Annotated in this window: 13 protein-coding genes; 9 read left to right on the forward strand and 4 right to left on the reverse strand. The window is 71.2% G+C overall.

The features are described 5' to 3' along the window. Positions 1 to 108: 108 nt before the first annotated feature. Together ACTOQ1_RS17840 and ACTOQ1_RS17845 are read right to left on the reverse strand one after the other, a co-directional pair. Complete coding sequence (locus ACTOQ1_RS17840) at positions 109 to 891, reverse strand: enoyl-CoA hydratase-related protein (RefSeq protein ID WP_440068451.1); 783 nt, start codon at positions 889 to 891, stop codon at positions 109 to 111. A gap of 38 nt (positions 892 to 929) precedes the next feature. Next, positions 930 to 1,712, reverse strand: coding sequence for a PaaX family transcriptional regulator (locus ACTOQ1_RS17845; RefSeq protein WP_440068452.1), 783 nt, complete (start codon positions 1,710 to 1,712; stop codon positions 930 to 932). Positions 1,713 to 1,901: 189 nt separating this feature from the next. On the opposite strand from ACTOQ1_RS17845, the gene ACTOQ1_RS17850 reads away from it, so the two are divergent. After that, positions 1,902 to 2,069 carry a DUF3117 domain-containing protein gene (locus tag ACTOQ1_RS17850; RefSeq protein ID WP_440068454.1) on the forward strand — a complete coding sequence of 56 codons (168 nt, stop codon included), beginning with the start codon at positions 1,902 to 1,904 and terminating at the stop codon, positions 2,067 to 2,069. Between the two features lie 197 nt (positions 2,070 to 2,266). Further along, entirely contained in the window at positions 2,267 to 3,760 is a 1,494-nt protein-coding gene (locus tag ACTOQ1_RS17855; protein ID WP_440068456.1) for a leucyl aminopeptidase, read from the forward strand. A 22-nt stretch (positions 3,761 to 3,782) separates the two neighbouring features. Here the strand turns inward: ACTOQ1_RS17855 and ACTOQ1_RS17860 are convergent, their stop codons facing one another. After that, positions 3,783 to 4,433: an O-methyltransferase gene (locus ACTOQ1_RS17860; RefSeq protein ID WP_440068458.1), complete on the reverse strand. Its 651-nt coding sequence runs from the start codon at positions 4,431 to 4,433 to the stop codon at positions 3,783 to 3,785. A gap of 171 nt (positions 4,434 to 4,604) precedes the next feature. Here ACTOQ1_RS17860 and sigE point away from each other — a divergent pair, with 171 nt between their 5' ends. The 5 genes from sigE to ACTOQ1_RS17885 all read left to right on the forward strand — a co-directional run bounded on the left by sigE (position 4,605) and on the right by ACTOQ1_RS17885 (position 9,054). Continuing rightward, positions 4,605 to 5,237, forward strand: a complete 633-nt coding sequence (gene sigE, locus ACTOQ1_RS17865; protein ID WP_329085768.1) for an RNA polymerase sigma factor SigE — start codon at positions 4,605 to 4,607, stop codon at positions 5,235 to 5,237. Positions 5,238 to 5,289: 52 nt separating this feature from the next. Continuing rightward, on the forward strand, positions 5,290 to 5,820 hold the full coding sequence (locus ACTOQ1_RS17870; protein ID WP_440068460.1) for an anti-sigma factor family protein: 531 nt from the start codon (positions 5,290 to 5,292) through the stop codon (positions 5,818 to 5,820). Beyond that, a complete protein-coding gene (locus tag ACTOQ1_RS17875) occupies positions 5,817 to 6,857 on the forward strand; it encodes a sigma-E factor regulatory protein RseB domain-containing protein (RefSeq protein WP_440068462.1) in 1,041 nt (346 codons plus the stop codon). The genes ACTOQ1_RS17870 and ACTOQ1_RS17875 overlap by 4 nt, the downstream gene beginning before the upstream one ends. A 95-nt stretch (positions 6,858 to 6,952) precedes the next feature. Continuing rightward, positions 6,953 to 8,587 (forward strand): S1C family serine protease, encoded by a 1,635-nt coding sequence (locus ACTOQ1_RS17880; protein WP_440068464.1) that lies wholly within the window; start codon positions 6,953 to 6,955, stop codon positions 8,585 to 8,587. Between the two features lie 104 nt (positions 8,588 to 8,691). Continuing rightward, on the forward strand, positions 8,692 to 9,054 hold the full coding sequence (locus ACTOQ1_RS17885) for a sec-independent translocase (RefSeq protein ID WP_440068465.1): 363 nt from the start codon (positions 8,692 to 8,694) through the stop codon (positions 9,052 to 9,054). A gap of 190 nt (positions 9,055 to 9,244) precedes the next feature. Here the strand turns inward: ACTOQ1_RS17885 and ACTOQ1_RS17890 are convergent, their stop codons facing one another. Beyond that, positions 9,245 to 10,387, reverse strand: coding sequence for an Mrp/NBP35 family ATP-binding protein (locus tag ACTOQ1_RS17890; protein ID WP_440068467.1), 1,143 nt, complete (start codon positions 10,385 to 10,387; stop codon positions 9,245 to 9,247). 266 nt (positions 10,388 to 10,653) lie between these two features. Here ACTOQ1_RS17890 and ACTOQ1_RS17895 point away from each other — a divergent pair, with 266 nt between their 5' ends. Next, complete coding sequence (locus tag ACTOQ1_RS17895) at positions 10,654 to 11,139, forward strand: MarR family winged helix-turn-helix transcriptional regulator (protein WP_440068469.1); 486 nt, start codon at positions 10,654 to 10,656, stop codon at positions 11,137 to 11,139. Between the two features lie 368 nt (positions 11,140 to 11,507). Then, on the forward strand, positions 11,508 to 13,427 hold the full coding sequence (locus ACTOQ1_RS17900; protein WP_440068471.1) for a Xaa-Pro dipeptidyl-peptidase: 1,920 nt from the start codon (positions 11,508 to 11,510) through the stop codon (positions 13,425 to 13,427). Positions 13,428 to 13,459 lie beyond the last annotated feature (32 nt).

Here is a 13,459-nt window from a genome sequence, read left to right on the forward strand (position 1 = left end):
TCGCGGTCCGAGGCCCCGGGGTCGGCACTCCTCGCGGTCCGCGCCCCGGAGCCGGGGCCCTTCACGGTCCGCGGCGTCGGCGTCCCTCGGCGTCAGAGGCCTCGGAGGTCAGTGCCCCTCGAAGACGGGGCGCTCCTTGGCGAGGAAGGCGCGGGTCGCGTTCAGGTGGTCGCCGGTCCCGGCACAGGCGTCCTGGAGGTCGGCCTCCAGCTCCAGGGCCTCGGCCAGGGAGCTGGTCGCGGCGAACCGCAGGGCGCGTTTGGTCGCCGCGTAGGCGCTCGTGGGGCCCTGCGCCAGCCGTACGGCCAGGGCGCGGGCCGCGGTGTCCAGCTCGCCGGCCGGGACGACCCGCGAGACGACCCCGAGTTCGAGCGCGCGGTCCGCGCCGAAGGGCTCGCCGAGCAGCAGGAGTTCGGCCGCGCGCGCCGGGCCGACCAGGCGCTGGAGGGTCCAGGAGGCGCCCGAGTCGGGGGCCAGGCCGATCCCCGAGAAGGCCGTCGCGAATCTGGCCCTCTCCGAGGCGATCCGCAGGTCGCACGCGAAGGCCAGCGAGGCGCCCGCGCCCGCGGCGACGCCGTTCACCGCGGCGACGACCGGCTTGTCCATCTCGGTGATCGTCCGGACGATCGGGTTGTAGTGCGTGCGTACGGTCCCGTCCAGCCCCCGGCCCGCCTCCAGGTTCGCGGCGTGTTCCGTCAGGTCCTGGCCGGCGCAGAACGCCCGTCCCGACCCGGTCAGCACCACCGCCCGTACCGAGGACGCCCGCGCCGCCGAGGTCAGCGCCTCCAGCAGGGCGGTCTTCGCCCGGACCGTCAGCGCGTTCATCGCCTCCGGCCGGTTGAGGACGATGGTGGCGACGGCGTCGCCGACGGAGTAGAGAACGTCGTTCAACGGATGCTCCTTCCTGACGGTCCCGGCCTCGCCCGGGGCTACGCCTCACCGAGGTGGCGGTCGACGAAGGCGGCGGCGGCCGGGAGCAGCCGCCCGGCCTCGTGCTCGAAGTAGATCCTGGCCTTCTCCCCGGGCCAGCCCCGGGGCAGGAGCTCGGCGGGAAGCCCGGGGTCGCGGAACAGGAAGTTGCGCCACCCGTGCAGCAGCCTGCTCCGGGTGGCGAACACCTGGTCGTCGCCCGCGTCGCCGGGCAGCCGGCCGACCAGGTCCATCGCCTGGGCCGTCCACTCCTCGTAGGCGGCCCCGATGCCGTCCAGGTCCCAGGTCCTGGCGACCAGCGCCGCGGGGTCACCGTCGAGCACCGCGTCGAACCGGTCCACGGACAGGTCCTCGCCCTCGAGGATCGAGTCCAGTTCGGGGGAGGGCCGCGGCCCGATCCAGGTCGTCTCCGACATCGGCGCGTACCCGATGAAGGCCAGATCCGAGCGCAGGCGCTCCCGCCTGGACCGCTCGCGCACGGGTTCCACCACGAGGATGTGCCACCGGCCGTTCCACGTGATCGTTCCGACTCGGTAAATTCTCAGCGCGGCCTCGTCGAGGCGGTGCACGCACTTGGGGGTGACCTCGTAACCGGGGCCCCCGGGCAACCGGGCGGGCGCGAGCCAGCCCTGCCGCACCATCCGTGAGACGGCGGTGCGCACGGCGGGAGCCGCGATGTCCAGCGGGGCGAGCAGCCGGACGAGGGCGGCCACGGACGCGCGACCGCCTCGGGACCTGAGGTGGTCCCCGTACAGATCGAAGAGAGCGGCGCGGGCGTTCACGAGGACAAGTTTGGTCGTCCGAGGGGCCCCGGACAACGGTCTTGATCGCCGGATGAGCCGACGCTGAGACTGATCGTTCCCATTCTCCGTGCGGAGGCGGGATAATAGGACATCACAGAAGACGTGAATGCGTCGGCCACCCTCGGGTCAGTCGGAGATCCGGAGCCCGAAGCAGGAAGGGATACACGCATGGCGGCTATGAAGCCGAGGACCGGTGATGGTCCGCTGGAGGTCGTCAAGGAAGGCAGGGGGATCGTCATGCGGGTTCCTCTGGAGGGTGGCGGCCGCCTTGTCGTCGAGCTTTCGGCGGACGAAGCCGGTGCCCTCGCTGAGGAACTGAAGAAAATAGTCGGTTGATCCCGATCTAAGACAGAAGTGGTGGAGCCGGGCCCTATTTGAGCTTGCTCGGGGAGCATGACACCTGCGATGGCCCGCGCGACCGACGACGAACACGGCCCTGGCCGCCGGACCGCCTCACGGCGGCTCGCGCCAGGGCCGCGGTGTTCTCCCCGGCGTTCTCCACCACGCCGGGCCTGATGACTGGAGTTACCCCTATGCCCATCTCCCCCCATCTGCTCCTGCCTCGCGTTCCCTACGCGCAGGGGCTCTCCGCCGCGCCCCCCGCGGGCGCGGAGCCCGCCACCGGGGAGGACGCCGGGACCGTACTATCCGGGCTCCCCGGTGACGCCGAGCTGCTGGCCGTCCCCTTCGCCGAGGACCTCGCGCCCGAGATCGAGCTGCCGGTGCCCGCGGCGGCACTGCTCGCCCACCACAAGGCCAAGGGCGAGGCGGGTGAGATCGTCGAGGTTCCCGTCGCGAACGGCGACGCCGTCGGCCGGGTGCTCCTCTACGGGGTCGGCGACGGCTCGGCGACCGCCCTGCGCAGGGCGGGCGCGGCGGTGGCGCGGCGCGGCAAGGGCAGGGACGCCATCAGGATCGTGCTCCCGAGCGGGCCGGTGGCCGCGTTCGTGGAGGGCGCGCTGCTGGCCACGTACACCTTCAGGGTCGGCGAGGCGAAGTCCGCCCCGGTGACGCTCGAGTTCGTCGGCGAGGGGGTCGAGGCGGAGGTCGCCGAGGCCGAGGTGATCGCCGGGGCCGTGGCGCTCGCCAGGGACCTGGCCAACACCCCCTCCTCGGTGAAGTCCCCCGCCTGGCTCGCCGAGCGCGCCGCCGAGCAGGGCGTCGCGGTGCGGGTGTGGGACGAGCGGGAGCTGCGCTCCGGCGGGTTCGGCGGCATCCTCGCCGTCGGGCAGGGGTCGGTGAACCCGCCCCGGCTGATCCAGCTCTCCTACGAGCCCGAGGACGCGACCGGCCACGTGGTCCTGGTCGGCAAGGGCATCACGTACGACACCGGCGGCATCTCGCTCAAGCCGACGAGCAACATGGTGTTCATGAAGACCGACATGGCCGGCGGGGCCGTCGTCATCGCGGTCCTGGGCGCGCTGGCCGCGCTCGGCGTGCGGGTGCGGGTCACCGGCCTCGTCGCCGCCGCGGAGAACGCCTTCTCCGGCACGGCCCAGCGCCCCTCCGACGTGATCACGCAGTACGGCGGCCGGACCGTGGAGGTGCTCAACACCGACGCCGAGGGGCGTCTGGTCCTGGCCGACGCGCTGGCCTACGCCGACGCGGAGCTGGACCCGGACGTCATGGTCGACATCGCCACGCTGACCGGGGCGATCGGCATCGCCCTGGGCAAGGACCTCGGCGCGGTCTTCGCCTCCGACGACGAGCTGGCCGGCGCGCTGGCCGAGGCGGGGCAGAGCAGCGGGGAGCGGCTCTGGCGGATGCCCCTGATCGAGGACTACGTTCCCGCGCTCGACTCGTCCGTGGCCGACATGACCAACATCGAGGCGGGCTCGACCTACGGCGCCGGCTCCGTCACCGCGGCGCTGTTCCTGCGCGAGTTCACCGGTGGACGGCCGTGGGCGCACCTGGACATCGCGGGTGTCGGCCGCAGCGGCGCGGACGAGGGCGTCTTCAGCAAGGGGGCCACCGGGTTCGGCGTGCGCCTGCTGCTCGAATGGCTGTCGGGGTTCCGGAAGCGCTGACCGGGGCGCCGGAGGGGCGGTGTCAGTCGGCGAGCTTGACGGCCGCCAGGATGCCGTCCCCCAGGGGCATCATCAGCGGGCGGAGCCGCTCGTCGGAGCGGACCAGCTTGCCCAGCTCCCTGATGGAGACCGTGTCGGGGTCCCGCTGCACGGGGTCGGCCACCCGGTTGCCCCAGAGGGCGTTGTCGAAGACGACGATGCCGCCGACCCGCAGCAGCCGTACGGACTCGGCCAGATAGTCGGCGTACTCGTGCATGGCGCCGTCGCAGAAGACGAGGTCGTAGCCGCCGTCGGAGAGGCGGGGGAGCACGTCGAGGGCGCGGCCGGTGATCAGGCGGATCCGGCCGCCGGAGAATCCGGCCTGGGCGAAGCTCTGCCTGGCCAGCCGCTGGTGCTCCGGCTCCACGTCCACGCTGGTGAGCGTGCCGTCCTGGCGCATGCCGCGGAGCAGCCACAGCCCCGAGACTCCGCAGCCGGTGCCGATCTCCACGACGGCGCGGGCGTTGATGGCGGTGGCGAGGAAGCAGAGGGCGGCGCCGCCACCGGGCAGGATCGGGGGCGCTCCCACCTCCGCGCCGCGCATGCGCGCGGCCCGCAGGATGTCGTCCTCCCTGTGGAACTCGTCGGCATAGGCCAGAGTGGCCTCCAACGGACTTGTCGGCGTCTCTGCCATCGGCCTCTCCTCCCGCTTTCTCCGTACACAGTCATATAGGCACTGGGTCGCAGCCTAAGGGAGGCAGGCCCGATCGGGAACTCATGTCACCCCCGGTGCGTTGCACGGTTTAAGCGGCCTTTGCCGGTCCTGAAGGTAGTCAGTGCGCACGAAGGGACGAAACCAGGCACTATGGCGATAGCGGTGGTCCCGGAGAGAGGAGTGCTGGTGGAGGAGTCCGACCACCAGGCCGAAGCTCCCGTGTCTGATTGGACGCCTCCTACATGGGAGGAGGTGGTCCGGACGCACTCGGCGCGCGTCTACCGGCTGGCCTATCGGCTGACCGGCAACGTGCACGATGCGGAAGATCTCACACAGGAGGTCTTCGTCCGGGTCTTCAGGTCATTGTCGAACTACACGCCAGGCACTTTCGAGGGCTGGCTGCACCGCATCACCACCAACCTGTTCCTCGACATGGCGCGGCGCAAGCAGCGCATCAGGTTCGAGGGGCTCGCCGACGACGCCGCCGAGCGGCTGCGCGGGCGCGAGCCTTCTCCCGCACAGGTGTACGACGACACCCACCTGGAGCCCGACATCCAGGCGGCACTCGACGCGCTCGCGCCCGAGTTCCGCGCGGCCGTCGTTCTGTGTGACATCGAGGGGCTGTCCTACGAGGAGATCGCGGCGACGCTGGGCGTGAAGCTCGGCACGGTACGCAGCCGGATCCACCGTGGGCGGGCGCAGCTGCGTGAGGCGCTGGAGCATCGCGCGCCGCGGAACGACCAATTCCCCCCGAGCGTTACCCACGGGGAGGAATTCGCATGAGAAACCACAGTCATGACGAATGTCACGACGAGCCACTTGGCAAGGAGTGCGCATGAGTCACCTTGGAGAACGCGTTTCCGCACTGGTCGACGGTGAGCTGAATCACCACGAGCGCGACCGTGCCCTGTCGCATCTGACCTTCTGCGCCCCCTGCAGGGCCGAGGTCGACGCCATGCGGGCGCTGAAGAGCCGGTTGCGCTCCCTCGACGGTCCCGCGATGCCGACGGACCTGACGATGTCCCTGCTGCGGATGGCGGAGCCCGGCGGCCCGCTGCCCCCGCGCGAGCGCCCCTTTCCGGCCTCACGCACCTTCGGCGGCGCGCCCATTCCGAGCATGCACAGCGTCGCTCCCCCCGACAACCGGCCCCGGGGCCGTTCCGGGGGCCCTCGCCGTGCCCGGAGGGCGGGATACGTCGCGGTGGGCGTCGCCTCGGCGGCCGTGGCGATCGGGACGCTGTTCGTGGTAGGCGGGACCGACCCCAACCCTCGTGTCGTGCCACCGGTCGACATGTTCGCCAACCAGCACAGGAACACCGCGCCCTACGGCGGATCGGCGACGCCGATTCTCTCCCCCTCTCCGTGATCCGGCTGCCCGCCACGGTCATCCTGGCCGCCCTGTTGCTGCTGGGGCTGGTGGCGGGCGGTCCGGCGTACGCCGTCCGGTCCCCGCACGCCGTGCCGCCGGACGACGTCGAGAGCGAGGACACCGGCCTGCACCTGCTCCGTGAGGCGGCGGTCGCGGGCCGGTCCCGTGGATACTCCGGCACCCAGTACGTCACCGCCTGGGGCGCCGACGGCTCCTCCGGCGCCGCCGCCTCGGTGCTGGAGGTGCGAAACGTCCCCGGAGAGGGAATGACGGTCCGCGCCGAGCCCTCAGGCTCCGTGCGGAAGGCCGATCCCGGCACCCCGGCCGGGGGCATGTCCAGCCCGTCCGAGGCGATGCTCGAGGTCCTGGCCCGCAACTACCGGGTCGTGACGGCGGGGGAGGGCTTCGCCTGCGGGCGCCCCGCCCGCCTCGTGGACGTCCTGCGGGCCGACGGCACGGCCGCCGCCCGATACTGGCTCGACGAGTCCGGGGGCCCGGTGCTGCGCCGCGAGCTCATGGACGCGGAGGGCCGGGTCGTCAGCGCCGGGGCCTTCGTCGATCTGACGCTCGACCCGGTGGCGAGGGCGCCGGTGCCGGTGATGGCCGCCGGCGGCCCGGACCTGGCGGAGCTTCCCCGGCTGGAAGCCGAAGGCCGGCGGTTCCCCCGCACCCTGCCCGGGCGCCTGGAGCTGTTCGCCGCGCACGACATCCCTCCTGGATACTTGTATCTGGGCTACTCGGATGGCCTGTCGGTTGTGTCGGTTTTTATCCAGTCTGGGATGCTTGATGAGGAACGCCTCCGTGGTTGGCATGCGGAGGAGCGCAAGGGGCATACGATCTGGGTTCGAGACCCAGCTGGGCAGGAGACGATCTGGGCGAGTGGGGGTCATGTCTACACCGTCTTTGCCGACGCGCCGGCCGACATGGTCGACGCCGCTGTCGCGGCGTTGCCGCACGAGCCCGTTCCCGATCTCTGGACGCGGCTCGGCCGAGGCGCGAGCCGCCTGCTCTCCTGGGTCAATCCCTTCGGATAACGCGTGCTTTACACATCTCGTATGCCGCTCGGGGGAAGATTGCCGGGTTGACTCGGTGAGCGGCCGCCTGCGAGGCAAGGAGTAGTGAGTATTCGATGACCGACGATGCCCGTACTTCCCATGAGGCGCACGATGCTGAGGGGCGTACGCCGTCGGACTTCACCGACGGCGGACACGGCACTGCCGAGTCCCGGCGCGCCGACTCCTCAGGCCCTGAGTTCTCCCGCCCGGAGTTCCTGCCCGCCGGGGAGGGGCCCTTCCCGGCGGAGCAGCCCCGCGACGACGGCTGGAGCCAGCTGGGCGCCCCGCCCGACCGTGCCCGGTGGGGCGGGCGGCAGGACCAGCCCGAGCTGCTCCGCCACGACGACAGGGACGTGCCGCCCGGCGAGGGCGGCCGGGATCCCGGCCTCACCGGGGAGCACTGGGGTGACCCCTCGGGCAGGCCCAGGCACGACACGGCGGCCTTCGCGTCCCAGGCCCCGCCACCCCCGCCACCCCCGCCGCCCGCCCAGGCGTTCGGCATGGGACCGGGCTGGGCGCCGCCTCCGGGGAGCCTGGGGGCTCCCGGGAGCTTCGGCGGCCCGCCGCCCCCACCCGCGCCCGTCCGGCGCGGGCCGCGTACCGCCACGCTGGTGATCCTCGCCCTGATGGTCGCGCTGCTCGCCTCCACGCTGGGCAGCGTCGGCACCTACCTCCTCACCAAGCCCGCGGGCTCGGGGCGCGACCCCTCCTTCAGTCTGGGAGGGGCACCGACGGGTTCCAGCATCCGGCCCCCCGAATCCGTCGCGGGTGTGGCCTCGAAGGTCCTGCCCAGCGTGGTGTCGCTGGCGGTCGAGGGCGGAGCGAGTTCCAGCACCGGCTCCGGCTTCCTGATCAAGGGCGGCTACGTGGTGACCAACAACCACGTGGTGGCCAACGCCGAGCCGAGCGGTCAGATCCAGATCCAGTTCAACAACCGCAAGTCCACCTCCGCCGTCGTCGTGGGCACCGATCCCGAGTCCGACCTGGCCGTGGTCAAGCCCGCGGAGACCTTCGGCGCCCCCGAGATCACCCTCGGCAACTCCGACAACGTGGTCGTGGGAGATCCGGTCATCGCCATCGGGTCCCCGCTGGGGCTGACCGGCACCGTCACCTCCGGCATCGTCAGCTCGCTCAACCGTCCCGTCCAGGCGGGCGAGGAGAACAGCTCCGAGGCGACCTGGCTCAGCGCCGTGCAGACCGACGCCGCGATCAACCCCGGCAACTCGGGGGGCCCGCTGGTCAACGTCAACGGTGAGGTCATCGGCGTCAACTCGGCGATCGCCACGCTCGGCAGGTCGGTCGGCGGCCAGAGCGGCAGCATCGGCCTGGGCTTCGCCATCCCGGTGAACCACGCCCGGCGGGTCGCCCAGGAGCTGATCACCACGGGCAAGGCCAAGAAGTCGCGGATCGGCGTCGCCATCGACCCGACGTACCAGGGCGTCGGGGTGCGCATCGCCACCGAGCCCAGGCAGGGCACCCAGCCGGTCGAGCCGAACGGTCCCGCCGCCCAGGCGGGGCTCAAGCCCGGAGACGTCATCCTGGAGGTCGAGGGTGTCGTGCTCCAGGACGGCAACGAGCTGATCGCCATGATCCGCAACAGGGCCCCAGGCGAGAAACTCTCGATCAAGTACCAGCGTGGCGGCCAGGAGAACACCGCGACGGTGACCGTCGGCGCCGCCCCCGAGCAGCCCTCTCCCAAACCTTCCTGAGCGTGAGGGCGGGGCGCGTGCTCACGAGCAGGGGCGTTAGTGTGGAACCTCTCCGGTGTGTGGCCGGAGAGGAGCTTCTGGCATCCTCCCGGTAGGAGATCACCGTGTTCGGACTCGGCTGGCCTGAGATCGTGGCGCTGGTGGTGATCGCCCTTCTCGTCTTCGGCCCGGAGAAGCTTCCCCAGGCCGCCTCGCAGGCGGGCAAGACGCTGCGCAACCTGCGCCGGATGGCCAACAACGCGAGAGACGACCTGCGGACGGGCCTCGGGCCCGAGTTCGCCGACTTCGACCCGGCCGACCTCAACCCGAAGAACTTCGTCCGCAAGCACCTCACCGCCGACCTCGAGGACGACTGGAACGGCACCTCGGCCACCACGGCCACCGCCGAACCGGCCGACCACGCGATGAGCGGCGCCGACGAGCTGGGCTACGGCGAGATCCCCCCGTACGACTCCGACGCGACCTGATCGCCGGACCTCGCCCGGTCTTCGGGCCTCATCCGGCCGGCACGCGTCTCCTACGGCCGACGGCGGCGCCCCGTGAAGGGGCGCCGCCGTCGTCGTGCCGGGGGAGAGCCCGGACCGGCCGGGTGGAGCCGGTCCGTTCTCCCGGGGCGTGCGGCCGGTCCTGCGGGACGGCGGCCACGGTGGCCGGGGTTCAGCCGCGCCGGGTGGGCGAGATGCCGAGCTGGAGGCCCTTGATGCTGCCCGACTTCTTGCTCAGGGAGGCGGCGATGCGGCTCAGCTCGGTGGCCGCGGGGGCGTCCGGGTCGGTCAGCACCAGCGGCTTGCCCTCGTCGCCGCCCTCGCGCAGGCGCATGTCGATGGGCACCTGGCCCAGGAGCGGCACGCGGGAGCCGAGGGTGCGGGTCAGCGCGTCGGCCACGGTCTGGCCGCCGCCCTCGCCGAAGACCGAGATCCGCTCGTCGCAGTGCGGGCAGGGCAGCCACGACATGTTCTCGATGACACCGGCGATCTGCTGGTGGGTCTGGACGGCGATCGACCCGGCGCGCTCGGCGACCTCGGCGGCGGCCTGCTGCGGGGTGGTCACCACCAGGAGCTCCGCCGACGGCATCCGCTGCGCCACGGAGATCGCGATGTCGCCGGTCCCCGGGGGCAGGTCCATCAGCAGCACGTCCAGGTCGCCCCAGTAGACGTCGGCCAGGAACTGGTGCAGGGCCCGGTCGAGCATCGGGCCGCGCCACACGACCGGGGTGTTGCCCTCGGGCTTGAACATGCCGACCGAGATGACCTTGATGTCATGCGCCACCGGCGGCATGATCATGTCCTCGACCTTGGTGGGGCGCTCGGAGACGCCGAGCATGCGGGGAACGCTGTGACCGTAGATGTCGGCGTCGACGACGCCGACCTTCAGGCCGCTCGCGGCCATCGCGGCGGCGAGGTTGACGGTGACGGACGACTTGCCGACGCCGCCCTTGCCGGAGGCGACCGCGAAGACGCGGGTCAGCGAGCCGGGCTGGGCGAAGGGGATCTCCTTCTCCGGCCCCTTGTTGCCGCGCAGCTTGGTCTGCAGCGTCTTGCGCTGCTCGGTGCTCATGACGTCCATCTCGACGGAGACGCCGGTCACTCCGTCGATCTTGGAGACCGCGCCGGTGACGTCCCGGGTGATGGTGTCCTTCATGGGACAGCCGGACACCGTCAGGAAGATCGCGACACGTACGGCTCCCTCGGGGGAGATGTCGACGCTCTTGACCATGTCGAGTTCGGTGATCGGCCGACGGATCTCAGGGTCGTTGACGGTCGCGAGGGCGGCCATCACCAGTTCCGGGGTAGGTGCCATCGAAGTGTCGGCAATCACGCCACCCGGGGGCGACGGGGGATGCCGTCCCTCCTTGTCTGTTATCGATGAGGCGTCTCACGGGCGGGAACCGCCCGTCGTGGCGCCCGTATGGCTTGGCAGGAGGCCGATCCCCTCGGGGAACGGTCGGCGTCGTGAGTCCATGGTATGAACCCGGGGACACCGGAAGGAATTCCGAATCCGGCGACGATCACTGAATTCGGACAATTCGCTGTGTAGATGCGCGTGCAACGTTCTAAGGTTACTCCGTGACCCTCACGGCGGGCGAGTCAAGAGAGAGCCTCGGCTCGGCGGAGCTGGTGGTCTGGCGCATGCTCCAGCGGGCCCAGGTCCGCATCACCCGGGCTCTGGAGGCCGACCTGCTGGTCGAGCACGACCTGGCCCTGGCTTCGTACGAGGTGCTGTCGCAGCTGTCCGAGGCGCCCGAGCGGCGGCTGAGGATGAACGACCTGGCCGACCGGGTGCTGCTCTCGCGCAGTGGCCTGACCAGGCTCATCGACCGCCTCCAGCGTGACGGCCTGGTCGAGCGCGAGGCCTGCGCGAGCGACGCGCGCGGCCTGTTCGCGGTCCTGACGGACGCGGGCGCCGCGCGGCTGGCCGAGGCCGGCCCCACCTACCTGCGCGGGGTCCGCGCCCAGTTCCTGGACATGCTCGACGCCGACGAGCTGCGGCGGTGCGCGGCCATGCTGACCAAGCTCTTCCCCGGCCCCCGGACCGACACCGACCCGTACTGAGCCGCGGGGCCGGCACCGGCCTGTCCTGAGCCGCAACGGCCCTGTGCCGGTACCGGCCCTGCCCGGGTCGCGGGGTCCCCAAGTACCGCCCATGCCGGCCTGTCGCGGTTCCCGGCCGGACCGGGCCGTATCCGGCGCGGAGTGTCACCGAGGCGTTCCCGGGACACGGCCGCGGGCTCTTCCTGGCGACACACCGGGTTTCCGGCTTGCCGCGATCCGGCTCGGCCGTTCTGACCCTCCTTCGGACAAGACCGTCGAGCGCCATGTCACATGCCAGACCCAGAGTGATGTCGAACACATAAAGGATCTTGCCGGTTATACGGACACTCGTGGAGATTGCGGATATTCACGACTAATGCGGAGGCTCGATGCCCACGTTACGAGCAGCCCTCACCGCCCTCATCGTGGTCGCGGCGGGTGTCACCCCGGCCCACGCGGCCGCCCAACCCTCTCTCACCGTCGAGCGGGGACGGACCCAGCCGGTCTTCTCGTACGCCGACGCGGTCCGCGAGCACGTCTACGTCGAGTCGAGCGTCGACAGTGACGCCGACGGAAGGCCGGACCGGGTCCGGGTCGACATCATCAGGCCGAAGGAGTCCGGTCCGGGGCTCAAGGTGCCGGTGATCATCGACGAGAGCCCGTACTACGACAACTCCGGCCGGGGGAACGAGGCCGAGCGGAAGGTCTACGACGCCGCGGGGAACGTCACGAAGTTCCCCCTGTACTACGACAACTACTTCGTGCCGCGCGGTTACGCCGTCCTCAACGTCGACATGATCGGGACCACCAGGTCCGACGGCTGTCCCGACGTCGGAGGGCGGGCCGACGTGCTGGGCGGCAAGGCCGTCATCGACTGGCTGAACGGCCGTGCCACCGCCTACCGCGCCGACGGCACGCCCGCGGTCGCCGACTGGACCACCGGCAAGGCCGCGATGATCGGCAAGTCGTACGACGGCACGCTGGCCAACGCCGTGGCGGCGACCGGCGTGCAGGGACTGGAGACGATCGTCCCGATCTCGGCGATCAGCTCCTGGTACAAGTACCAGCGCTCCAACGGGGTGATCTACAACTACGACTACATGTCGTGGCTGGGCAACTACGTCGACAGCGAACCCACGGCCAAGTGCGCGGCCACCTGGGCGCGCCTGGACGCCGAGGACGGCGACGACACCGGGAACTACAACGACTTCTGGGCCGAGCGCGACTACATCGCGGGCTCGCTGGCCGACGTCTCCAAGGTGCGCGCCAGCGTCTTCGCCGTGCACACGGTCAACGACCTCAACGTCATGCCCGACAACTTCTCCACATGGTGGAAGGCCCTGGCCGACCGGAACGTGCCCCGCAAGATCTGGGTCGGGCAGTACCAGCACGTGGATCCCTTCGACTTCGAGGGGCGCCGTGACATCTGGGTCGACACGCTGCACCGCTGGTTCGACCACTGGCTGCTCGGCGTGCAGAACGGCATCATGCGCGAGCCCCGCGCCGACGTGCAGAGCAGCCTCGACCGCTGGACCACCCAGCGCGACTGGCCCGCCCCGCTCGCCCTGAAGATCCCCTTCCGCCCCGCGGCCGACGGCTCGTTCGGCCTCGTACCGGCGAAGAAGGGCCAGACCGCCACGTTCACCGACATCCGCCAGTCCGAGGAGGCGATGGTCGCCGACGTCGGCACGGTCAAGCCGGGGAGGGTGGCCTTCACCACCGGCGCGCTGCCGCTGGACCTGCGCCTGTCCGGCACGCCCGTGGTGGACCTGCGCGTCGCGCTCGACAAGCCCACCTCGAACCTGACCGCGCTCCTCGTCGACTTCGGCGAGGACACCCGGATCGACTGGCGGCGCGGCCAGGGCATCACCACGGTCACCGAGGAGAGCTGTCACGGCGAGAGCACGGCCGAAGACGACGCCTGCTACAAGCAGGTCGTCACCAACCGGGCCACCCGCCCGCTGGAGATCGTCGCCCGAGGCTGGATCGACGTGCAGAACCGCGACTCGCTCAGCACGCCCTCGCCGCTGCCCGCGGGCACCTACGGCAGGGTGAGCTGGGAGACGCTGCCGCAGGACTACGTCTTCAAGAAGGGGCACAGGCTGGCCCTCGTGATCGCGGGCACCGACGCGACCTACAGCGACGAGACGGCCACCGGCGCGAACGTCACCGTCGACCTGGCCGGGAGCAGGGTGCTCCTGCCGCTGGCGATCAGCACCCTGCGGAGCACCGACGTGCCGAAGGACACGGCCAGGTGGAGCGGACCGAGGCAGCTGGACCTGCCGGAGCCGGAGAATCAGTTCTTCTGATCCAGGAGTGATCTCCAGGAGCCTCCGATCCT

Origin of the sequence: Streptosporangium sp. OZ121 (genome assembly GCF_051918885.1) — a bacterium.
Lineage (GTDB): Bacteria > Actinomycetota > Actinomycetes > Streptosporangiales > Streptosporangiaceae > Streptosporangium.

Excerpts from the sequence above, each read along its gene's own strand:
- ACTOQ1_RS17850 (WP_440068454.1), top strand. The coding sequence starts at position 1,902 with ATGGCGGCTATGAAGCCGAGGACCGGTGATGGTCCGCTGGAGGTCGTC.
- ACTOQ1_RS17855 (WP_440068456.1), top strand. The coding sequence starts at position 2,267 with ATGCCCATCTCCCCCCATCTGCTCCTGCCTCGCGTTCCCTACGCGCAG.
- ACTOQ1_RS17860 (WP_440068458.1), bottom strand. The coding sequence starts at position 4,433 with ATGGCAGAGACGCCGACAAGTCCGTTGGAGGCCACTCTGGCCTATGCC.
- sigE (WP_329085768.1), top strand. The coding sequence starts at position 4,605 with ATGGCGATAGCGGTGGTCCCGGAGAGAGGAGTGCTGGTGGAGGAGTCC.
- ACTOQ1_RS17870 (WP_440068460.1), top strand. The coding sequence starts at position 5,290 with ATGAGTCACCTTGGAGAACGCGTTTCCGCACTGGTCGACGGTGAGCTG.
- ACTOQ1_RS17880 (WP_440068464.1), top strand. The coding sequence starts at position 6,953 with ATGACCGACGATGCCCGTACTTCCCATGAGGCGCACGATGCTGAGGGG.
- ACTOQ1_RS17890 (WP_440068467.1), bottom strand. The coding sequence starts at position 10,387 with ATGGCACCTACCCCGGAACTGGTGATGGCCGCCCTCGCGACCGTCAAC.
- ACTOQ1_RS17900 (WP_440068471.1), top strand. The coding sequence starts at position 11,508 with ATGCCCACGTTACGAGCAGCCCTCACCGCCCTCATCGTGGTCGCGGCG.